A 20,103-nucleotide genomic window follows, 5' to 3' on the forward strand; every position below is an offset into this window, starting at 1 on the left:
GGTGAACGGCCTTCCGGACGTCATCGCCGCGAGGGAAGTTCCCCCACGGGACGGCGTCTAGGAGCAACCTGCTGCGGGCCCCAGACCAGATGCCGGCCGCCACTGCCCGTACATCGAACGGGCCTCCCGCGAACGAGGCCAGATCCGCTCCCTCCACCAGAGCCCGGCACATCGTGAACGTCGGATCGGTCCGCCAATCCCTCACGCCACACCCCCCATCGAATCCACGAAGATTGGATCATGTGCGATCCGGACGAGTCGCAGCCACGTCGCGGCCGGCTTGGCATGCCCCTGCCGCTCCCGCGCGGGACATCCATCGCGCACAGTCCGGGCCGACCGTGCACGAGTGGGTGATCTTCAGGCGTCGGCCGTGACGCCTCGGGCGCTGGCCGGGGTCGGTCTGGCATGAGTCGAATGATCACCAGGGCTGTCCTGTGCACGGCCGCTCTCGTCGGAACCGTCGTTCTCCCGCAGGCCACCGTCGGCGGGGGCGCCCTCGGCGGCCGCGTCGGACTGCATCAAGATTAAGGTCACGGGGACCCGCTGCTGCTCCCAGGTCCATAAGCGCGAGCAGGCGCTTCGACGAGGACGAGCTAGACGGTGACCGCCACTGGCGGACCGTACTCGCGCTGGCTGAGAACCTCGGCGCCCGCCTTCGCGAGGCCGGCGAGATCGCCCAGTCCCTCACGCTCGCCGTGACCTACGCCGACGGCAGCCAGACCTCCCGCACCCCGCACCCTCGCTGAGGCGACCGCCCACACCCCCGCCTTGGCGTACCTCACCCGCGAGCTCCACGCCGGACTCGGCCTCCAGCGGGCCCGCGTTCGTGTCATCGCCGTACGAGCTGAGCGCCTCCGCCCCGCCGAGCACGCCGCTCACCAGCTCACCCTCGATGGGGCTCTTGGAGAATCCCCCTGCTCGGGGTTGCCCCAGACCTGCTCGATGGATCTCCCCACCCATACGGCACCTGACCTAGGACGGGATGCCAAAGTGAGGGGCCGCCCGATAGGCCGTCGCACGTCTTTACTCTTAGCGAGCGGAGCGTCCGCGCTCCTCAAGCGTCTATCCGCCAGCGGTGACCTGGGCTGCCTGGTGGAACCGTGGCAGGGCGCGGACACTCAGCACACCACCATGGGGGCCTTCGTAGGCGGAGATCATCTCGGTGGCGGTCGGCCGGTCCGCATAGCGGGCGGCCGCCGGTCACGTATTCCGCACAGATGGCGCGTCAGATACCTACACGGGTGGGCACTGCGTCCGCACGCCCGTATCCGAGCACCCGAGCGAGGACTTCGCGAAACTGCCTGTTGTCCTCGGCCGGTGCTTCGATGACGGCCTCGATCTCGGGGTCGGTCAGCCGCAAGTCTCCCAGCGCTTCGGGGTCGAGCGCGATGCGGAGAACGTTGCCCGTCGGGACGACCTCCCGCACACAGCCGTATGCGGTGCCCTGTCCGGCCGTGACCAGGCAGTGTGTGTCCATCCCGAGAGCGATCTCCTGCTCATCGGGCTCCTCTTCTCCTGCCATGAACATCATGATGAAACCGCTTCCATCCTCACCCTCGGAAAGAGCGGCTTCGGTGAAGTACCCGTCAGGGTCGATCTCGGTCCTGGCGGCGCGGGCGGTAAATCGGTATGTCATGACGGGGTTCTATCAGTGTGTCCAGCCGCGCCCGTGAGGTAGGGGTGAGCGCAATGTTCTACCATCACGCTGTCAACCAACCTTCGGTCCTTTGCAATTGCACGTTGTCCGTCCGGCGGACAGCGCCCCAATGCCTTCCCCGGGCAACTGCCAGCGGTGGAGATGGGGCGAACAAGGCCCCTTCGGTGGATGGGCGACAGTCTGGCACCGCTCTGCGACGTGGCCGACCGAAGCATTGACCCACTGCTTCCACAAGCGTCTCGTAGACACAAGAGGCAGTCGAACACGGGTGCTCTATCCTCCTGCGGTGATCATTCTGTCGCTGGACACCACCTCCACGAGCTACGCCGCCGGCCAGTCGATGGGAGCATTTCTCGTCACCGGCGCTGTCATGGCCCTGGTCTGGCGTGTGACCCGCTCCTGGCGCCGCGCGGACGCTCCCCAGGCCTCCGTGCCCGAGGCATCGCTTCCGGCGCTGCGCGCCAAGCGCCGCAAGATCGTCCAAGGCGTCCTGGTACTTATCGCTGCCGCAGGGTTCATCAAGGCGGTCTCGGTCTACAACCCTGAGCCACGAGCGGCCCAGGCCGGTGCCGACACCAATGTTGCTCCTGGCGAGCTCCCGCGGCGCACGATCGCGCCGCCGGCTCAGCTACGGCATTACCACCTCGTGACGGGCAAGGATGTCGCAGCCCTCGAAGCAGCCATGCCGCGAAGGGCCAAGAGCCAGCAGGCCAGGGGACAGTGGTGGTACTACGTCACCGAGACGCACGGAGTAGCAGGCATTCTGTCCATCAGCACCGTCGAGCAGGACCCGCAGATGGCGGCGGACAAGAGACGCAATTCTTTCACCCAGGAGTTCCGCAACATGTTCGCCGGGGCCAAGGCCCGCGACACCGCCTTCTTCGACGCCGGCCCCCTGCCCGGACGTCTCGGCTGCGGACACTTCGACATCCCCACCGGTGAAGCCGCCCTCTGCGCGTGGAGCGACGCCTACACCACCGGCACCCTGATCCTGACCGACACACAAGACCTTGCCGAGGCGGCACAGATCACCCGGGAACTGCGCACCGCGACAGACCGACGCTCCTGAGAAGACTTCCTCACTGGCTGACGCGTCACATGCCTCGGTCAGGCCCGCAGGTGAGGAGAGTTGCCTCATGAGGTGCCGCGGGCAGGTCCTTGCGGCGGCCGTGAGAGAAGCCCGCCGAGCCCGGCCGACTCACCCCGGCCCGAGTCCGCCGGGGGTTTCGGAACCTCCGCCCGCACCTGCGCTGCCCGGCCCGTGCGCCGAAACCAACCCCCGGACGTGGCAGGCCACTTGGCTCGAAAAGCCGGCGGCCGGCCACCCGTTACGACGTGGGTAAAACCGTGAAACGACCAGAGAGCATCACCGAACGATTAAGAACAAGCTCAGCTTGTTCTTTATGATCTGAGGTCGATCTTCAACGTCTACACGGTCAGGTAGTGGTCTCCAGACCGACCAGGAGAGAGGCGACATCGAGGCCTGTAGTGAGGTACTCCTCGAACATCTGATTGTTCAAGGCCCAAGGTGACCGCCTTTCCCGGATGAGCTGGATCGCCGTCATTGCGGGCTGGCCCAGCTCGATGAGGGTCTGCGCCACCACCAAACCGGAGCGGTTGTAGCCGGCGTTACAGCGGACCAGAGCCGTACGCCCGCGCCGCATCGCATGTGCTGCGGTTTTGGCCAGCTGCTGGACGGTCTGCATCTGCTCGGCAGTGAGCGGGCCATCGGGGATCTCGGCGATCAGATGGTCAACGCCCGGCTCAGGGCCATGGCCAGGGCGGGTGAACATGCTGATGACTAGGTCAAACTCGGTGCCGACGACTGCAGCATGGCTCTGCCCAAGAGTGTCGGTCCACTGATGGCCGCCCATCCACAGTCGCGGGGCGACCTCGCTCCAGGGAGTCGACGGCTCAGGTGTGCCCCCGCCTTTCTGGCGCGTCTTCATTCGAGATCCTCCTTCAACCAGGCGAGCGGGACAGCCCGCAGCTCGATGGTCCCTCGAACACGCTCCCTCACGTGAGGATTCCCCGGACAGCTGGCCGGCCTCCGCCTGATTCTGTGCTCCGACCAAGGAATGCACCGAACCAGAACGAAGGCCGAGGGGATGAGCCTGCCGCACCTCGCCGCGCCAGAGGAAGCGTTCGCCGAAGCGTCACGCTTCCGGGGCGACTTCTACACGTGCTTGAACGCGCACCGCGACGAACTGTTCGAGCTCACGGATGCCCTGCTCTGCTCCGACGGACGGGTGATGACACCGGTGGACCTGACGCTGCTGCCCGAGCACCGGCGTGGGCACGGAGCGTTGTACGCCGCCCTGAACGACGGTCGTATCGACACTGCCCGGCTGCGACGGGTCCTGGCCGCTCTGCCGCAGCCCACGGCCGCGGACCATCGGCTCGTCCTGGCCGTGGACGTGAGCAACTGGCTGCGGCCCGACGCCGAGTGCAGCCCGGACAGGTTGTTCTGCCATACCTTCGGCCGAGGCCGGGACCAGCACCTGATGATCCCTGGCTGGCCGTATTCGTTCATTGCCGCGCTTGAGTCGGGGCGCACGTCGTGGTGCCAGCTGTTGGACGCGGTCCGACTCGGACCCGAGGATGATGTCGCTGAGGTCACCGCCGCCCAGGTACGCCGCGTGGTCGAGGATCTGATCGCCGGCGGCCAGTGGCGCCAGGGCGACGCCGACATCGTGGTCGTCTTCGACGCTGGCTATGACGCCCCGCGCCTGGCTCATCTCCTTGACGGTCTGCCCGTGGAGGTGCTGGGCCGGCTGCGGTCGGACCGCGTGATACGCAAGCCCGTTCCCCGTCCCTGGAACTGCCCGCCCCAGGGCGGGCGGCCCCCGAAGCACGGCAAGGAGTTCCGCTTCGCCAAGCCTGAGACCTGGGGCGAGCCGGATACGGCGACCGTGCAGGTCACCGACCGATACGGCACCGCACAAGCCATGGCTTGGGACCGGATCCACCCCCGCCTCACCACCCGCTCGGCCTGGATCAACCACGACGGCGAACTGCCCCTCATCGAAGGCACCCTGATCCGTCTGGAAGTCGACCACCCGCCCGGCGGCGGAGAACCCCTGCCGGTCCGGCTGTGGTCCTCGGGGACAGGCATGACCGGTGCCCACGTGGACCTGCGCTGGCAGGCGTTCCTGAGGAGGTTCGACCTCGAACACACCTTCCGGATGATCAAGCAGACCCTCGGCTGGACACGTCCGAAGCTCCGCACCCCCGAGGCGGCGGACCGCTGGACCTGGCTGATCCTTACCGCGCACACCCAGCTCCGGCTGGCCCGTCCGCTGGCTGAGGACCTCCGCCATCCGTGGGAGAAGCCCGCTGAGCCCGGCCGGCCCACCCCGGCCCGCGTCCGGCGGGGGTTTCGGAACTTCCGTGCTCACTTGCCGTGCCCGGCCCGTGCACCGAAACCCAACCGGCCCGGCCCCGGCAGGCCCCTCGGCTCCAAGAACCAGCGGCCCGCCACCCGCTACGACGTGGGCAAGACCGTCAGACGACCAGAGACCATCATCGAACGCGACCAGGCCAGACCATAAAGAACAAGCTCGGTCCCTGTTCCTGAGCCGCGCATGACAGAAGCGTGACTGAGCGTTCAGGTGGTCAGGAGCGCGAGAAGCCAGCGGAGCAACACTGGTGGCCACCGATCACTGCCGTCCGGCCCGCGCGGCGGTCAGCTCCGGCAGCCTCGCGGGGCTCGATCACATGGGGAACGACAGCACACGCACGGCCCCGGCCGGCCAGTGCGCATCGCCGTGCAGCGACGTCCACATGGTTCGAAGCGGCATGATCACGGGCCCTTCAGGCTGCTCGACGTGGACGTCCTGGTCCAGCACTCGCCAACCGAGTCGCCGGTAGAGAGGAACGAGCGGCTGTCGGCAGAAAAGAAGTCCGTACCGGGGGCCCATCGTCCGTGCGTGGTCGAGGGCCGCAGCCATCACAAGGCGGGCGAGCCCCCGTCCACGCACGTCTGGCGCGACGGCCACCCCGCCGACCCCCACCGCCTCTGTCTCGATGCCTCCGATCGACATGGGCAGCCGTAGCAGCCCCGTGTGCGCCACGAGTCGACCGTCCAGCCTGATGCCGAAATGCTCTTCCTTGGGTAGCCACGTCAGACCGGTTTCGGCGACACCGAAGGGATCCGCACCCTCGCCGAGGATTTCCGCCTGCTCAGTCTTCGTGTATCGCGTGAGGGACACCACTGTCGGTGACACGGATGACAAGTGATCCATCCCAGCATGATCCTCTTTCGTGCAGCCTCCTGGCCAACTGAAGTGCTCGAACTGGCCAACCCCCTGCGGGGCGGATGCGACCGATCCCTCGCCCGGGAAAAACCGACACGGACGGGGCCGGCAGGAGACCGCGACGACGGCCGTGCCCTCCGGCGGCGCCCCGCCGACCCGTCGACCAGCGCCCTCCTGTGGGACCAGGCACCGGCGGAAGCGCCGGCGGCCGCCCGGCTGGCTTTGAACCCGACCACAGGAGGTGGGCCAGAGCGGAGTTAGGGGTCACGCCGGCTCAGCCCCTGGTACTGCGGCACGCACTACACCAACCGTATGTATTCGAATTCTCCGACCAAGCTGTACGGCCGCTTCGGTCCCCCTGTGGCAGTTCACCCTCGCCAACTCCCACCACCCCAACCACACCGTCCAGCCCCGGGCCCCGCACGCCTACCTGCGCTGACGCAACAAGAACGCCCACCACGACCTCCCCGCCGCCCAACAACGCGAAACGCGCCCGCATCCGCAACGAGAAACACATCCGCTGGGGCGGCAGCCCTCTCCAGCTTGCGGCCTGAACCAGCAGACCTGCTGGTCACAGCATCAGTCGTCGAACTCGAAGCCTGCCGTCTCGGCACGGGCAACAATCTCGCGAACCGCGCCGGGGCTCGAGATCACGGGCTCAAGGGCAGTCTTGAGACGTGCGAGGTCACTCATGGTCCCGAGCGCACAGAACATGCCCCCCTCGCTGTCGAAATCGAGGCGCTCAGCAAGGTCCGGCCAGGCGAACTGCACAAGGCCTTCCCAGAAGTACCCGCTCGGCTCGTGACCGGCCGCAACGACCGCAGCATCGGCGGCCACGTCACCGGTAGCGAGCGTCAGCGAGTGCTCACCATCAACATCGTGCAGGGTGATAGTCACGGCGCGATCTTCCCACGCCCGGTTCGCAGGCTGCCCTGCCCGTCAAACCGCTTGTGCGCTGCCAGCCCGACGAACCTTCCCGGTCACAGCACTAGGTCGTGTCGTCAGAGTTCCTCCGCCAGTTGTCGCTGGGAGGTGTCCCCAGACCTCCCCCCGGGGCGGACGAGGCTACTGTGACGACGCCCTGTGCGGCGTGGGCCAGGGGTCGTCAAGAGGGGCCTCAGGGACCGAAGCGGAGATCCCGGATCCCGCTCACCCGAGCTCCCACAGCCACACCGTGTCATTGCTCCCCGCGCTCGTGCCGTTGCTGCACCCCGCGGCCAGCGACTTCCCGTCCGGGCTGAAGGCCAGCGCCTCGACGGAGGCGCCGGGCTCGTAGGTCGCGGTGGAGGTGGCGGAGGTGGTGGACCAGAGGACCACCTTGCCGTCCCGGTCACCAGTGGCCAGCGTGCTCCCGTCCGGGTGGAAGGCGACCGCCTGGACCGGGGAGTCGTGGCCCTCCAGGTTGGCGATGTCCTGCCTGGTGGCGGTGTTCCACAGGCGCACCTTCTCGCCCTGGTCGCCGAAGGCCAGGAGCTGACCGTCGGGGCTGAAGACCGCCCCGGTCGCGACCGTGGCGTCGAGGGCGGCCAGGACGGCGTCGGCCGAGCCGTTGCGCAGTTGGACCGGCGATCCAGCGGCCAGCATTGTCCCGTCCGCGCTGTAGACAGCCGGGCCGTTCTTGACGTCCTGGCGGAGGGCGAGCCGGGATCCGGAACCGGTGTCCCACAGATACAGGCCCCGGCCGCTGCTGGCGGCCAGCGTCTTCCCATCGGGGCTGAGCCCCAGCTCATGTATGAACCCGTCCTGGAGCTCGCCCGTGGTCTCTCCGGTGAACGTCCCGACCGTGCGGCCCGTGGCGACGTCCCACTTCAGGATCTTGTGCTCCTCCGCCCGGTAGAGCGTCTTGAGGTCCCGGCTGAAGACATGCGGCTGGATGTACCGGGCGATACTGATCCGGGTGGTGCTGCTCTGCCTGCCGGGCAGCGACCAGCGCCAGATTTCGCCGCCCCCTCCGGCGGCGGCCATCGTCTTCCCGTCGGGGCTGAAGGCGAGCTCGTACGTGCTGCTCGGGCCGTCGAGGGCGGCGCTGTTCCGTAGCAGCAGGTAGGCGGGGATTCCGATCCCGGCGAGCGCGGCGACCGAGGCCCCGCCGATGAGCAGCGCGCGCCGTGAGGGCCCACGGCGGGCCGGATTGGGTCCGGGGGTCGTCGGCCGCCCGGGTACGGGGCTGCCGGGGCCGGGCCCTGCGGCGCCGACGGCCGGCGCCGCGGGGCCCGCCGGCGCCGCGTAGGTCCGCGTCAACGCAGCGGCCAGGGCGCGCGGTTCTGGACCCGCGCCCGCCACCGGTCCTTGGCTCGCGGCCTGGGTCCGCTCCGTGGGCGGCGGCTGGATGGTCTGCGGGGTCTGTCCGGAGGGGGCCGCCACCACGGTCGGTTCGTGGCGCGGTGGGTGGACCGGCGCCGCACCCGCGACGGCAGCCGCGAACCGGGCGGGCAGGCCCTCGACGGCGGGACGGTCGGCCGGGTCCTTGGCAAGGCAGTCGGTGAGAATGGCCCGGAGCTCGCCGTCGATCCCGTCGAGGGCGGGCGGTTCGTCCAGGATCCGCTGGACGACGGCCAGCAGGGAGGGCGCGTCGAACGGTCCACGGCCCGTCGCGGCGAAGGCGAGCACCGAGCCGAGGGCGAACACGTCGCTGGCGGGCCCCGCCCGGTCGGCGCGGATCTGCTCCGGCGACATGTAGGCGTAGGTCCCGATGACCGATCCGGTCGCGGTCAGCGAACTCGCGTCGACGGCCCGCGCGATGCCGAAGTCGATGATGCGCGGCCCGTCCTGGGCGACGATCACGTTGCCCGGCTTGAGATCCCGGTGGACCAGGCCGCACCGGTGGATCGCCGCAAGCCCTTCGGCCAGCCCCGCCCCGAGCCGCAGTGCTGCCGCCGGATCGAGCGGCCCGTGCTCGGCGACCGCCCGGTGGAGGGTGGGACCCGGAATGAACGCGGTGACCAGCCACGGGGATTCGGCCGCCGGGTCCGCGTCCACGACCTGCGCCGTGTGGAACCCGCCGACCTGCCGGGCGGCCTCCACCTCCCGCGCGAACCGCTCCCGGAACTGCGCGGTGCCGGCCAGCTCAGCGCGGATCAGCTTCACCGCGACCTGGCGACCGCCCGGCGACGTACCGAGGAAGACCTGGCCCATGCCGCCCTCGCCCAGCCGTCCCTCCAGGCGGTAGGGGCCGACCCACCGCGGATCGTGGGGCAACAACGCGTCCATGAGTACCGTCCGTTGAGATGAAGAGACCGGCAGCCGGTCAGGCGAGCTGCCAGAGCTGGATCGTGCTGTCCGACGGACTGAAGGCCGCCGCGAGTGTCTTGCCGTCCGGGCTGAACGCCAGGGCGGAGAGCAAAGGAGCGCCGGCCGATTCCTCGAGGTCGGCGGTGAGGGTCAAGGCGACCCGCCCGGTCTTCGGGTCCCACAGGCTGATCGTGCTGCCCGTGGCGGCCCTGGTCTTGTCCTTGACGTCGTCGTCGGGACCGAGCCCGAAGCCGCCGCCCGCGATCATCGAGTGGCCCGGCCGGTACGCGGCCTCCTCAAGGCGCCGGTGCGGCGAGGTGAGGGTGGCGGTGTGCCGCCCGGTCGCCCGGTCCCACAGATGGACACCGGGCCCCGCACCGCCGATGGTCTTTCCGTCCGGGCTGATCAGCACCCTGTTGAAGCGGAACTCGACGGAGTCGTCGGTGAACGTCCTGGGTTGTTCCCCGCCATCGACCTCCCACAGCAGTACCCGCTGTCGGGAAGCGGTGGCCACCGCCTTGCCGTCCGGGGTGAACAGAACGCCGGACGGCTCGCCCGCTTCGATCTTCTTCAGGCGGCGTCCGCTCGCCAGGTCGAAGAGCTGGAGCGTGCCTCCGCCGGCCGCGGCGAGGACCGCGCCGTCCGGACTGACCGCGAGGGAGTACGGGATCGGAATCGAGAGCGCCTCGAACCCGGAGAGCCCGGGTAGCGGCGTCCGGGTCCGCACATCCCAGCGCCGCAGCGTTCCGTCCTGGCAACTGCCCACTAGCGTCCGGCCGTCCGGGCTGAAAGCCAGCCTGTAGACGTGCGGGGGCTCTCCCTCGAACTTGGTGATCGTGCGGCGGGTGACGGTATCCCACAGCCACAGCTCACCGGCGGACCCACCGGCGGCCAGGGTCCGGCCGTCCGGGCTGAAGGCGAGACACACCGGCGACTGGGGGTGCCCTTCGAGCCGGGCCACGGGCCGGGTCTGGTCCTGCTCCGACGCCGATCCCAGCCAGGAGTCCCGGAACACATAGGCGGGTACGGCGACGGCGGCCGCCGCAACACCTATCCCGCCGAGGAGCAGCGTACGGCGGGACAAGGCCGTGGCGGGAGCGGGTGCGGTGAGGGCACCGGGCAGGTCAGGCCCGCCCGGTGGTGCCGCGGCCGACTGCGTCGGCAGCGCATGGAACGCCACACCGGGCGCGGCCCCGAAAGCACCGCCGGGCGCACCGGGCGCCACGCCCGGCCCGGTGACCGAGAGCCGGGCCAGCACCTCGTCCATGTCCGGGCGCCGGGCGGGATCCTTGGCGAGGCACGCCCCGACCAGCTCACGCAAGGGCGTGGCCAGTGCGTCGAGTTGGGGTGGCTCGGCGACGACCCGGTGCACGATGGCCGGCACGGTCGTCGCGTCGAACGGGCTGCGGCCGGTCGCCGCGAACGCGAGCACCGAGCCGAAGGCGAACACGTCGCTGGCGGGCGAGAGCGCATCGCCCCGTACCTGCTCCGGTGACATGTAGGCGTACGTCCCGATGACCGATCCGGTCCGGGTCATCGCGTCCGCGCCCGACTCGTGCGCGATCCCGAAGTCGATGATGCGCGGTCCGTCCTCGGCCACGATCACATTGCCGGGCTTGAGATCCCGGTGCACGAGCCCGCACCGGTGGATCGCGGCCAGCCCTTCGGCGATCCCGGCGCCGAGCCGCAGCACAGCCACCGTGTCGCGGGGGCCGTCGGCGTCGACCAGCTGTTGCAGCGTCGGACCCGGTACGAACGCGGTGGCCAGCCACGGCGGTTCCGCCGCCGGATCGGCGTCCACGACCTGCGCCGTGTGGAACCCGCCGACCTGCCGCGCGGCGGCGGCCTCCCGCGCGAACCGCTCCCGAAAGTGTGCGGTGCCGGCCAGCTCCGGCCGGATCAGCTTCACCGCGACCTGGCGACCGCTCGCCGACGTACCGAGGAAGACCTGCCCCATGCCGCCCGCGCCCAGCCGTCCCTCAAGGCGGTAGGGGCCGACGGTCCGCGGATCGCCGGGGCGCAGCGGCTCGACCGCGGAACTCCAGGTTCCACCAGGGCGTATGGACTCTGTCACGCTCGGCATTGAACCATGATCGGCCGCACGGGAGTTGAGGGTCCCGGCCTCCTGACGCACCTGTGACCGATATCGAGCCGACTCGCGGCCCGCTCGCGTCGGTCGGAGAGGTTGCCGGCGTCGCGAGGCGGTGAGCCTTTCCGGTCACAGCACTGGTGCGCACCGAGGATGGCGGTGGCGCGCACCGCGTGCATCGGGTGCGCACCACCGCCGTGCGGTCCACCGCGCCGCCCGCACCGGCATCGTGCTGCGCGGCGGCCAACCATCTGTCACGCACCCCCTTGACCAGAACTGATCGGCGGCCGGGACGTGCTGTGTCGAGACATCTCAGGGGGCGAAGAAGTCAAGCTGTTGTGGGACGTGGCGTTGGACGTGGCGTCGGGCGAAACGGACGACGCGTATGCGAAACCGGTGTGCTTCACCGGGGATCGGTCGGGTAGCGTGCGGGTCATGTCGAGCCCTGAGGCAGCCAAGGTGGGGGCTTTCGGTCACGCCGTCAGCCCCCTGAACCACTGAGTTCCTAAGTCCTGTCGTCCCGCCGCGTTCCGCGGCCGGACGCGTGCGCCCGTGGGCGCTGACTGCGGTGACGAGACGTCTTCCTGTCGTGCTTCTCCTCGTCTCGGAGCCTCTCGATGCCTCTCCCGCTGTATCTGCTTGCCCTGGTGGTCTTCGCCATGGGCACCTCGGAATTCATGCTTGCCGGTCTCTTGCCGGACATCGCCTCCGACCTCGGCGTGTCCGTCGGGACGGCAGGCACCCTCACGTCAGCCTTCGCGATCGGGATGATCGTCGGCGCCCCTCTGGTGGCCGCGCTCGCCCGCAACTGGCCGGCACGGGGCAGCCTCCTCGGGTTCGTCCTCGTGTTCTCGGCGGCGCATGTCGTGGGTGCCACCACCACGAGTTTCGTGGTCCTGTTCGCGACTCGGGTCGTCGCCGCAGTGGCGAATGCGGGATTCCTCGCCGTTGCCCTGACCGCCGCCGCCGGGCTGGTTCCACCCGGCAGGAAGGGACGCGCGCTGGCGGTCCTGCTGTCCGGCACGACGGTGGCAACGATCGCAGGGGTCCCCGGGGGATCCCTGCTCGGCACAGTGCTCGGCTGGCGGGCGACCTTCTGGGCTGTCGCCGTCGTCTGCCTGCCCGCCGCTCTCGGCATCCTCAAGGGAATCCCGCCGCGCGCAGGGAAGTCGGACGAGGCATGCGAACCGGCCTTGCGATCAGAGATCTCGCAGCTCAGGAGTCAGCGGCTGATCCTCGTCATGCTGCTCGGTGCGCTGGTGAACGCGGCAACCTTGGGAAGTTTCACTTTTCTTGCTCCCATCGTGACCGACAGTGCCGGAATGGCCAGGTCGTGGATCTCAGTTGTGCTGGTGCTCTTCGGGGCCGGTTCATTCGTCGGTGTCACCCTCGCGGGGAGGCTCTCAGACCAGCGCCCCGGTCTGGTCGTCGCGGCCGGCGGGCCCCTGCTGCTCATTGGCTGGCCGGCTCTGGCCGTACTCGCCGAACATCAGATCGCCTTCCTCGTCCTTGTGTTCGTGCAGGGAGCGGTGTCTTTTGCGGTGGGCAGCACGTTGATCACGCGGGTCCTTTATGAGGCGGCTGGAGCCCCCACCATGGCCGGGGCGTATGCCACTGCGGCACTCAACGTCGGCGCCGCCGTCGGCCCCCTCATCGCCGCGGCCACCCTCGGCCCCGTCGGGAACCGTGGGCCGCTGTGGGCCAGTGGATTCCTCGTCCTGATCGCTCTGCTCGCCGCGCTCCCCTTCCGCCCCGCTTCTGATGGGGCTTCTTGAAATTCCCCACCCACGCTCACCTCGTTGGCGGGACCTGCTCTTGTTCCTCACCCCGCGAGCCGGCTGCTGTCGGTTCAGCGGGTCCGCGCGGCCCAGCGGTCGCCACCATGGCCGGTCAAGGGATGAGCGGACCATCCCGGGTCTACCCTCGGTTGCCGTCCGAGGGTAGTTCCCGCCCGACGCTCACCGCGTCGCGACGCTGTGGGCGGTGCCGTCCGTGATGGCCTGGAGTTTGTCGGGGTTGGCGACGTTGTGGATGGCGGTGATACGACCGTCGGCGTCGAAGTCGAAGGTGACGGTGGCGATCACCCGGTCCGGGGCGCTGAACACCATGCCCGGGCCGCCATTGATCTCGACCAGCTCGGCGCGCATGTCGGCGGGCTGGACGCCCTGGTAGGTGACCGTGCCGATGGCCGCAAACCACGAGGCAACCGTCTGTGCCCCCACGACCGGCTTGAGCGCCTGACGTACCTTGCCGCCGCCGTCGGTCCACAGGGTGACGTCCGGGGACAACAGCTCCATCAGGGTGTTGATGTCACCACCGGTCGCGGCGGCGAAGAACCGCTCGGTGACCTCGCGCTGCCGAAAGCGGTCGGCGGCAAACCGGGGCCTGCGGGCCCGTACGTGTTCACGCGCACGGTGCGCCGCCTGTCGTACCGCCGCCTCGGACCGTTCCACCGCCTCCGCGATCTCGGCGTGGCTGAAGCCGAAGACCTCCTTCAGCACGAAGACCGCGCGCTCCAGCGGGCTCAGCGTCTCCAGCACCACCAGCATCGCCATCGACACCGACTCGGCGTCCGTGACGGCATCGGCGGTGTCGCCGCTGGTGAGGATGGGCTCCGGCAGCCACGGACCGACGTATGTCTCCCGCTTGTGCCGGGTGGAACGGAGGCGTTCCAGGGCCAGGTTGGACGCGATTCGTGTCAAGTACGCCTTGGGATCGGCTACTTGGGAACGGTCGGCGGACGACCACTTGATCCAGGCGTCCTGCACCGCGTCCTCGGCGTCGGCCGCTGAGCCGAGGACGCGGTAGGCCACCGAGAACAGCAGCCTGCGGTACTGATGAAAGACCTGCTGGTCGGCGCTCACTCGGCGCCCTCGGCGACGCGGGTGAAGCGGCCGCCGTGCGGCCAGAACGCGCCCGAGGCGGGCATCTTCTTCATGCGGCCGAAGGTCGGCCAGGGCGAGGCGGTCACCGTCTCCTTATACCGGGCCGCCATCCGGCCGGTCAGATGAACGCGTCGCGGACTGTCGTCGGGGCGGGTGAACTGCACCACGGCGTCGTGGCGGCCCAGGCTCACCGGCGTGTGGTAGTAGCCGAAGCGGAACGGCTTGGGCCGCTTGCCCTTCAGCGTGCGGACGATCGACACCGCGGCGTGCACCCCGGTCGGCATCCCGCCCTGGCAGGTGCCGTGCATGACGCCGTAGCCCTGGCGGATCGCCGCGGCGTCACCGATGGCGTACACGTCGGGGTGCGACACCGAACGCAGCGCGGTGTCGGTGACGATACGGCCGCGTTCGTCGACGGCCAGTCCGGCGGCGGCTGCCAGCGACGACACGCGCGTACCGCTCGTCCACAGGACGACATCGGCGGCGATGCTCTCCCCGCCCGCCAGTTCGACCGACCCGGGCAGCGCCTTCACCACCTCGACGCCGCTGCGCACCTCGACGCCGAGGCGGTCGAGCGCCGACTGCAGGTACGTCCTGGCCTTCGGGTTCATGGCCGCACCGGGTTCGTCCCGGCCCAGCAGTACGACGTTCAGCTCCGGGTGCCGCTCGGCGATCTCCGCGGCCGACTCGACGCCGGTCAGTCCGCTGCCGGCGACCACCACCGTACCGCTGCCGAGCCGCGCCAGCCGGTCGGCCAGCACCTCGGCGTCCTGGGGACTGTTGAGGGTGTACGCGTGGTCGTCGACGCCCGGCACCGCGGTCGTGTCGGTCACGCTGCCCAATCCGTACACCAGCGTGTCGTAATGCAGGACCAGGTCGTCGTCGATCCGCACTGTCCGTGCGTCCGCATCCACCGCCGTCACCCAGCCGCGCACGAACCGTGCACCCGTCCCCTCCAGCAGCTCCGGAATGCTCAGCTCGGCAAGCTGTTGCCCGGTCGCCGTCATGTGCAGCCGCAGCCGCTCAGTGAACCGCTCCTGTGCGTTCACCAGGGTCACCTGCACGTCCTCGTGCCGCTTGACCCGGGACGCGAGCTGTACGGCCGCGGACATGCCCGCGTAACCCGCGCCCAGGATCAGAACGCGGTGGGTGGTGGTCTCCGTGCCGGCTTCGTGCTGTGCGCTCATCGCTTTGCCTTCCTCCACTCGCTGTTGACGACCAGTGGATGGAGGCTGCGGGCCGGTCCGTGACATGAGATCGATGTGATGCATGCCACAGTTGGCTCGGTGGAGAGTGCACCTCTTCGTTGAGCCCGCAAGCAACCAAGGTTCGGGGCAGCAGAAGGGTGCCGCATGCCCCCGGCTTGGCGACGCAGACACGTGGGGTCGAGGCCACACGCTCGTCCTGGCGCTGGTCGCCCGAGGAGCTTGCCGAACTGGCGTCCTCGGACATCGGCCTGGGGCGGGTCGAGGATGCCGACATGCTCACGCTGGTGGTGAGCGCGGCGGACTGGGTGTACGAGCGGGTCGTTCCGAACGCGACGCCTCTGCGCAGTCGTGAGCGACGGGGCGCGGCTGAGGAAGTAGCCGTGCAGGATGCGGCCGCGACCTGGGGCCTGCCGGGCCTCGTGATGGGGTGGATGCACGACGAGACCGTCTCCGATGAACATCGACACATGCTGTTGCCCGGAGGCACTGCCCTCGGTGAAGACCAAGTCGCCCGGCTGCAGGGCGTCCGCTGACCCTGCGCGCCCGTCGTGGATCCGCGTGTACGTGGTGCGCGAGCCTGTCACGCCGACGACTCCGTACGCGCCCTGCATCTAGGACGAGCAGTCGCACCGGTCGCGGGGTTACTGCCATGGGAATTGGCGCAGCAGCCGCCCCACTAAAGCGTGTTGCAGAAGGCTTCGGTTCGGGCATTTTCCCTGTGTGGGTGGGGCGTTGAGGGCTGGGCCATTGTGGGTGGAGACGTTCACGGAAGCTGCGCCATCTTGACGTGGCTGGTTAGGGGTCTGGCATGGCGCTGTGGTGGAGGGCTCGTGCTGGCCGTGGGCGGCAGTCTGAGGTGTAGATCATCTGTCAGCGGTTGGCTTCGAGGTTCGTCAGGACGAGCAGGGCCCGCAGGCGGTAGGTGGCGCGGGTGGTGTCGGTGCGGAGCTTGGTGAGGATCCGCCAGTTCTTCAGGTGGGCGAAGCCGTGTTCGACGGGGGCGCGTCCGGCGGCGAGGATGCGGTTGGCCTGTTTCTGGGCGGGTGTGAGTTTGCGGGCGCGGGTGGCTTTGAAGCCGGTGACGACCACGGGGTCTATGCGCTGTACGAACGGCAGGCGGAGCTGGTTTCGCGCCGCTGGACGTGGGGGCCGCGGATGACGGCCACCGTCAAGACCGTGCAGGACGGCCTGGCCCGTGCAGCCGGCGGGAGGGCACCATCGAGCAGGCCCTCGCGGACGCCGAACGCTCCACCGTGCCGGATCTGAAGTCGCTCGGCCTGCGGAGGGTGGAGGACGGGCAGGAGGTGCGGGAGCCGTGACGGCCACCGTGGGCGGGACCGCGCCGCCGCGCCGCGCCACCCGCCGCCGCACCGCGCGCCGCCGGGAACTGACCGAGGCGGCGCGGGGGGACGGGGCCGGCCCGGTGCGGACGGCGCTGCGGGTGAAGGCGCCGCTGGTGCGGCCGTCGGTGGTGATGGTGGTGCTGATCGCGCTCTCGTACGGTGTCAGCCGCTGGGCGGGCCGGGGAGGGCGACGCACATGAACCGGCTGCTGAGGCGTGGCGCCGTCAACGCGGTCGTCGGCCTCTCCGCGCTCTACACCGTGCTGCCGCTGCTGTGGCTGCTGCTCGCCGCGCTCAAGAACCGGGACGCGCTGAGCAGCGGCGAACTCTTCGGCACCGGCGACTATTCCGTGCTCGGCAACCTGTCGGCCGTCTTCACCATGGAGGAGGGCATCTACGGCCGCTGGTACGCCAACAGCCTGCTGTATGCGGTGGGCGGCGCGCTGCTCGGCTCGATGATCAGCGTTGCCTGCGGCTACGCCTTCGACAAGTACCGCTTCCGGCACAAGGAGAAGCTGTTCGGGCTGGTGCTGGCGGGAGTGATGGTGCCGCCGACGGTGCTCGCCCCTGCCGCTGTACCTGATGGCGTCCACCGTCGGCCTGGTGAACACCTTCTGGGCGGTGTTCGTGCCGGTGCTGTTCAATCCGTTGATCGCCGCCTTCCTGCTGCTGCAGCGCTACTGGCGGTCCGGACTGACGGCGGGGAGCGTGAAGTGACCGGCCGGTCTCACGTGCGGTGGTGACGGTGCGTCGCCGTGATCGTTGGCGTCTCCGTGGCGGCCGTCAACGCACGCTGCGGAGCGCGGTGTTGCCCTTGCCCGACCAAGTGTAAACAGGACGGGGCGCCAAGACGAATCCCCTAAATGAGTGGATAACCGCAGAGATCGGCTGGGCAGGCTTCGTGTGGTCGCATTCCACCTCAAGCAAGGACAGCATCCATGAAGCGCGTACTCCAGGCAGTCGGTACCGCCGCCGCCGCCATCGCCCTGTCCCTGACCGCCGCAGCCACCGCCGACGCGCAGGGACAGCGGGCCGCCGCCCCCTCGCAGCCGCCCAGCCAGGTGATCCAGTGCAAGCACCTCGACCCGCAGGGCGTGTCGGACGTCATCGGATTCGACTGCGACACCGACCACTGGGGTCCCATTTCCGACTTCGTCCTCGCTCCCCAGATCGGCGTCGCCGCGTACCGGTGCCAGACCGGATGGGCCGAGGGCAGGGCGTATGTGTCCGGCCAGGACTGCGAGATGATCCCGGTCTGACCGGATCTGTTTGCTCGCGGCATCCTCACAAGGGTGCCGCGAGCACCACCCGGAAATGCCCCGACGGGGACAGCATCCTCAGCAACTCGTGGCCGTCCCCCTCACCAGCGAAAGTAAAACCGGGCCCGGCGACCGGCACCGATGGGGCGAACATCCCCTCACCGCCCGCGCCTTCGGGCGGCTCGAACCACGCAAACCCCTTGAGCGCCCGCTCCGCGAGGTCGGGATCGCGCTCGGCGAGCTGGCCGGGGGTGTATCAACTTAACGGCCCTGTCTCATTAACGGCCCTGTCTCACTTTCGGTGGTGTCGGAGCGTGCTGTTATCCGAGGAGGATGCGGTGCCGGAGGAGGGTGAAGCCCGCTCGTCCGTGCATCTGGCGCGCGATCCGTTTGGTCTTGGTGTTGACGCCCTCGGTCGGGCCGTTGCTGTAGGGAAGTGTGAGGGCGGTGATCACGGCGTCGCGGTCCCGGACCAGGCCCCGGGTGAAGGCATGCAGGTGGGGCAGGTCGGCTGCCCGAACTTGGGCGATCCAACGCGTGAGCGCGTCGGCGTTGTCGGCGTGCGGAGTAAGGAAGCTGCGCCAGCTTGACGTGGCTGGTCAGGGGTCTGGCATGGCGCTGTGGTGGAGGGCTCGTGCTGGCCGTGGGCGGCAGTCTGGGGTGTAGATCGTCTGGCAGGGGCGGTTTTGCGGATTCCCGTCTGTTGTGACCGGGGCCGCTCCTACGCTCCGGCGCATGATGAACCCCGAGGTGCTGGAGCGGATCGCTGCGCGACGTGCGGAGCTGGATGAGGCCGAAGAACGGCTGTCCACGCAGTTGGCGGAGGTGCGGGCCGAGCGCGATGAGCTGGCCGTGGCCGAGCGGGTGTGGCAGCGGATGAGCGAGCAGCTCGCCGACGAGCAGGCGGATGCCGGATCGCCCCTCGTCCAGGTGGCGGGTCGGGCGGTGCGGCTGGTCCCGGAGCGTGCGCCGGGCGTGCAGGAGTCCGCGCTGCCGGCGGAGTACCAGCGCATCCTGGCCGCCGTGCGGGCCGTCGGCGGTCCGGTCGCCACGCGGCAGATCGGCGAGGTGCTCGGTTTGGACGCCGAGGTGCGGGGCAAGCTGGAGCCGCTGCGCGGGAAGCTGACGAAACTGGCTGAGCGCGGCTGGCTGCACAAACAGCCCGACGGCAAGTTCACCGCCCGCCCGTGATCAGGCCACAGCGACAGGGGCGTAACTAAGGTGCCCCCGGCGGCTGTTGGAATTGTGTGACGAAAACCAAAGAGCACGCCGGGGACACCGCGTCCTTGGTTTACCAGTGCCGCCTGCCGCTGTCCACGCACACCCTCAACTGCCTCGCCGACCTGCTGCGCGGCCACCTCAAAGCGATACGGTCCAGATGGCGGGCGCTGCCGCCGGGGAGGATCGCGACCATCGTCCTGGCCGTGCTGCGGCACGACCAGCGCCTGGCCGACATGGCCGGCGGCAACGACGTCTCCGCCACCACCGTCCGGCGCTGGCGCGACGAGGTGATCGCCCTGCTGGCCGCGAAGGCCCCGCGGCTGGACCGCGTCCTGAAGAAGATCGCGAAACGGGGCGGCGAGGTCGTCCTGGTCGACGGCACCCTCATCCCCACCCAGCGCCGCACCGGCAGCGCGGACCGCCCGAACTACTCCGGCAAGCACCACCACCATGGTCTGCACGTGATCGCCCTGACCGACGAGCGGGGACGGATAGCCTGGATATCGGCCGCCCGGCCCGGCCGCACCCACGACATCACCGCTGCCCGCCGTGACCGGATCGTGGCCCACCTGCGCGCCGCCGGTCTCGGAGCCCTGGCCGACCTGGGCTTCCTCGGCCTGGACGACGACCCACAAGACCCCGTGGTCGTCACCGGCTTCAAAGCCACCCGCGCCCGCAAACTCACACCCGCCCAGAAACAGGCCAACCGCATCCTCGCCGCCGGACGCGCCCCCGTCGAACACGGCTTCGCCCACCTGAAGCACTGGCGGATCCTCACCAAGCTCCGCACGGACACCACCCGCGCCACCTACCTCCTGCGGGCCCTGCTCGTCCTGACGAACCTCGAAGCCAACCGCTGACAGATGATCTACACCTCAGACTGCCGCCCACGGCCAGCACGAGCCCTCCACCACAGCGCCATGCCAGACCCCTGACCAGCCACGTCAAGATGGCG

18 protein-coding genes and 3 pseudogenes are annotated in these 20,103 nt (G+C 69.5%); 10 read left to right on the forward strand and 11 right to left on the reverse strand.

All coding sequences use genetic code 11. From position 1 onward, the window contains the following. Positions 1-434 precede the first annotated feature (434 nt). On the forward strand, positions 435-746 hold the full coding sequence (locus ABEB09_RS00635; RefSeq protein ID WP_345685978.1) for a DinB/UmuC family translesion DNA polymerase: 312 nt from the start codon (positions 435-437) through the stop codon (positions 744-746). Between the two features lie 479 nt (positions 747-1,225). Here ABEB09_RS00635 and ABEB09_RS00640 read toward each other — a convergent pair whose 3' ends face one another. Beyond that, positions 1,226-1,636 (reverse strand): hypothetical protein, encoded by a 411-nt coding sequence (locus ABEB09_RS00640; protein WP_345685980.1) that lies wholly within the window; start codon positions 1,634-1,636, stop codon positions 1,226-1,228. A gap of 307 nt (positions 1,637-1,943) precedes the next feature. On the opposite strand from ABEB09_RS00640, the gene ABEB09_RS00645 reads away from it, so the two are divergent. After that, positions 1,944-2,726, forward strand: coding sequence for a hypothetical protein (locus tag ABEB09_RS00645; protein ID WP_345685982.1), 783 nt, complete (start codon positions 1,944-1,946; stop codon positions 2,724-2,726). Between the two features lie 104 nt (positions 2,727-2,830). Then, positions 2,831-3,064, forward strand: a pseudogene (locus tag ABEB09_RS00650) (NF041680 family putative transposase); the annotation flags it as partial. A gap of 29 nt (positions 3,065-3,093) precedes the next feature. On the opposite strand, the gene ABEB09_RS00655 reads toward ABEB09_RS00650, so the two are convergent. Continuing rightward, positions 3,094-3,606, reverse strand: a complete 513-nt coding sequence (locus tag ABEB09_RS00655) for a protein-tyrosine phosphatase family protein (RefSeq protein WP_345685984.1) — start codon at positions 3,604-3,606, stop codon at positions 3,094-3,096. Between the two features lie 159 nt (positions 3,607-3,765). On the opposite strand from ABEB09_RS00655, the gene ABEB09_RS00660 reads away from it, so the two are divergent. Beyond that, positions 3,766-5,208: an NF041680 family putative transposase gene (locus tag ABEB09_RS00660; protein WP_345685986.1), complete on the forward strand. Its 1,443-nt coding sequence runs from the start codon at positions 3,766-3,768 to the stop codon at positions 5,206-5,208. A 162-nt stretch (positions 5,209-5,370) separates the two neighbouring features. Here ABEB09_RS00660 and ABEB09_RS00665 read toward each other — a convergent pair whose 3' ends face one another. From ABEB09_RS00665 to ABEB09_RS00685, 4 genes are all read right to left on the reverse strand, one after another. Further along, positions 5,371-5,901 (reverse strand): GNAT family N-acetyltransferase, encoded by a 531-nt coding sequence (locus ABEB09_RS00665; RefSeq protein WP_345685988.1) that lies wholly within the window; start codon positions 5,899-5,901, stop codon positions 5,371-5,373. Between the two features lie 591 nt (positions 5,902-6,492). Then, positions 6,493-6,810, reverse strand: coding sequence for an Imm51 family immunity protein (locus ABEB09_RS00675; RefSeq protein WP_345685990.1), 318 nt, complete (start codon positions 6,808-6,810; stop codon positions 6,493-6,495). A gap of 252 nt (positions 6,811-7,062) precedes the next feature. Beyond that, a complete protein-coding gene (locus ABEB09_RS00680) occupies positions 7,063-9,123 on the reverse strand; it encodes a WD40 repeat domain-containing serine/threonine protein kinase (RefSeq protein ID WP_345685992.1) in 2,061 nt (686 codons plus the stop codon). A 37-nt stretch (positions 9,124-9,160) separates the two neighbouring features. Beyond that, positions 9,161-11,218 (reverse strand): WD40 repeat domain-containing serine/threonine protein kinase, encoded by a 2,058-nt coding sequence (locus tag ABEB09_RS00685; RefSeq protein ID WP_345685994.1) that lies wholly within the window; start codon positions 11,216-11,218, stop codon positions 9,161-9,163. Between the two features lie 632 nt (positions 11,219-11,850). Between ABEB09_RS00685 and ABEB09_RS00690 the strand changes: the two genes are divergently transcribed. Further along, positions 11,851-13,008, forward strand: a complete 1,158-nt coding sequence (locus ABEB09_RS00690) for a Cmx/CmrA family chloramphenicol efflux MFS transporter (protein ID WP_345685996.1) — start codon at positions 11,851-11,853, stop codon at positions 13,006-13,008. 183 nt (positions 13,009-13,191) lie between these two features. On the opposite strand, the gene ABEB09_RS00695 is transcribed toward ABEB09_RS00690, so the two are convergent. From ABEB09_RS00695 to ABEB09_RS00710, 4 genes are all read right to left on the reverse strand, one after another. Then, positions 13,192-14,097, reverse strand: a complete 906-nt coding sequence (locus ABEB09_RS00695) for an RNA polymerase sigma-70 factor (RefSeq protein ID WP_345685998.1) — start codon at positions 14,095-14,097, stop codon at positions 13,192-13,194. Beyond that, on the reverse strand, positions 14,094-15,305 hold the full coding sequence (locus ABEB09_RS00700; RefSeq protein WP_345686000.1) for an NAD(P)/FAD-dependent oxidoreductase: 1,212 nt from the start codon (positions 15,303-15,305) through the stop codon (positions 14,094-14,096). The genes ABEB09_RS00695 and ABEB09_RS00700 overlap by 4 nt, the downstream gene beginning before the upstream one ends. After that, positions 15,302-15,937 carry an NlpC/P60 family protein gene (locus tag ABEB09_RS00705; protein WP_345686002.1) on the reverse strand — a complete coding sequence of 212 codons (636 nt, stop codon included), beginning with the start codon at positions 15,935-15,937 and terminating at the stop codon, positions 15,302-15,304. The genes ABEB09_RS00700 and ABEB09_RS00705 overlap by 4 nt, the downstream gene beginning before the upstream one ends. Positions 15,938-16,196: 259 nt before the next feature. Beyond that, positions 16,197-16,415: a transposase family protein gene (locus ABEB09_RS00710; protein WP_380841725.1), complete on the reverse strand. Its 219-nt coding sequence runs from the start codon at positions 16,413-16,415 to the stop codon at positions 16,197-16,199. A gap of 226 nt (positions 16,416-16,641) precedes the next feature. On the opposite strand from ABEB09_RS00710, the gene ABEB09_RS34810 reads away from it, so the two are divergent. From ABEB09_RS34810 to ABEB09_RS00725, 3 genes and pseudogenes are all read left to right on the forward strand, one after another. Next, complete coding sequence (locus ABEB09_RS34810; protein ID WP_380841727.1) at positions 16,642-16,869, forward strand: hypothetical protein; 228 nt, start codon at positions 16,642-16,644, stop codon at positions 16,867-16,869. Beyond that, a pseudogene (locus ABEB09_RS00720) lies at positions 16,866-17,316 on the forward strand (carbohydrate ABC transporter permease); the annotation flags it as partial. The gene ABEB09_RS34810 and the pseudogene ABEB09_RS00720, both read left to right, overlap by 4 nt. Positions 17,317-17,606: 290 nt before the next feature. After that, complete coding sequence (locus ABEB09_RS00725; protein ID WP_345686004.1) at positions 17,607-17,927, forward strand: hypothetical protein; 321 nt, start codon at positions 17,607-17,609, stop codon at positions 17,925-17,927. Positions 17,928-18,247: 320 nt separating this feature from the next. Here ABEB09_RS00725 and ABEB09_RS00730 read toward each other — a convergent pair. Next, positions 18,248-18,484, reverse strand: a pseudogene (locus ABEB09_RS00730) (transposase); the annotation flags it as partial. 178 nt (positions 18,485-18,662) lie between these two features. On the opposite strand from ABEB09_RS00730, the gene ABEB09_RS00735 reads away from it, so the two are divergent. Further along, positions 18,663-19,118: a hypothetical protein gene (locus tag ABEB09_RS00735; protein ID WP_345686006.1), complete on the forward strand. Its 456-nt coding sequence runs from the start codon at positions 18,663-18,665 to the stop codon at positions 19,116-19,118. A gap of 56 nt (positions 19,119-19,174) precedes the next feature. Then, positions 19,175-20,008, forward strand: a complete 834-nt coding sequence (locus ABEB09_RS00740) for a transposase family protein (RefSeq protein WP_345686008.1) — start codon at positions 19,175-19,177, stop codon at positions 20,006-20,008. Positions 20,009-20,103: the final 95 nt, after the last annotated feature.

The sequence above is a fragment of the Streptomyces coeruleoprunus genome, assembly GCF_039542925.1.
GTDB lineage: Bacteria > Actinomycetota > Actinomycetes > Streptomycetales > Streptomycetaceae > Streptomyces > Streptomyces coeruleoprunus.

Bases quoted from the DNA above. Each gene is read 5' to 3' on its own strand.
- ABEB09_RS00640 (WP_345685980.1), bottom strand. From the start codon at position 1,636: ATGACATACCGATTTACCGCCCGCGCCGCCAGGACCGAGATCGACCCT.
- ABEB09_RS00655 (WP_345685984.1), bottom strand. From the start codon at position 3,606: ATGAAGACGCGCCAGAAAGGCGGGGGCACACCTGAGCCGTCGACTCCC.
- ABEB09_RS00660 (WP_345685986.1), top strand. From the start codon at position 3,766: ATGAGCCTGCCGCACCTCGCCGCGCCAGAGGAAGCGTTCGCCGAAGCG.
- ABEB09_RS00665 (WP_345685988.1), bottom strand. From the start codon at position 5,901: ATGGATCACTTGTCATCCGTGTCACCGACAGTGGTGTCCCTCACGCGA.
- ABEB09_RS00680 (WP_345685992.1), bottom strand. From the start codon at position 9,123: ATGGACGCGTTGTTGCCCCACGATCCGCGGTGGGTCGGCCCCTACCGC.
- ABEB09_RS00690 (WP_345685996.1), top strand. From the start codon at position 11,851: ATGCCTCTCCCGCTGTATCTGCTTGCCCTGGTGGTCTTCGCCATGGGC.
- ABEB09_RS00700 (WP_345686000.1), bottom strand. From the start codon at position 15,305: ATGAGCGCACAGCACGAAGCCGGCACGGAGACCACCACCCACCGCGTT.
- ABEB09_RS00705 (WP_345686002.1), bottom strand. From the start codon at position 15,937: ATGCAGGGCGCGTACGGAGTCGTCGGCGTGACAGGCTCGCGCACCACG.
- ABEB09_RS00725 (WP_345686004.1), top strand. From the start codon at position 17,607: ATGAAGCGCGTACTCCAGGCAGTCGGTACCGCCGCCGCCGCCATCGCC.
- ABEB09_RS00735 (WP_345686006.1), top strand. From the start codon at position 18,663: ATGATGAACCCCGAGGTGCTGGAGCGGATCGCTGCGCGACGTGCGGAG.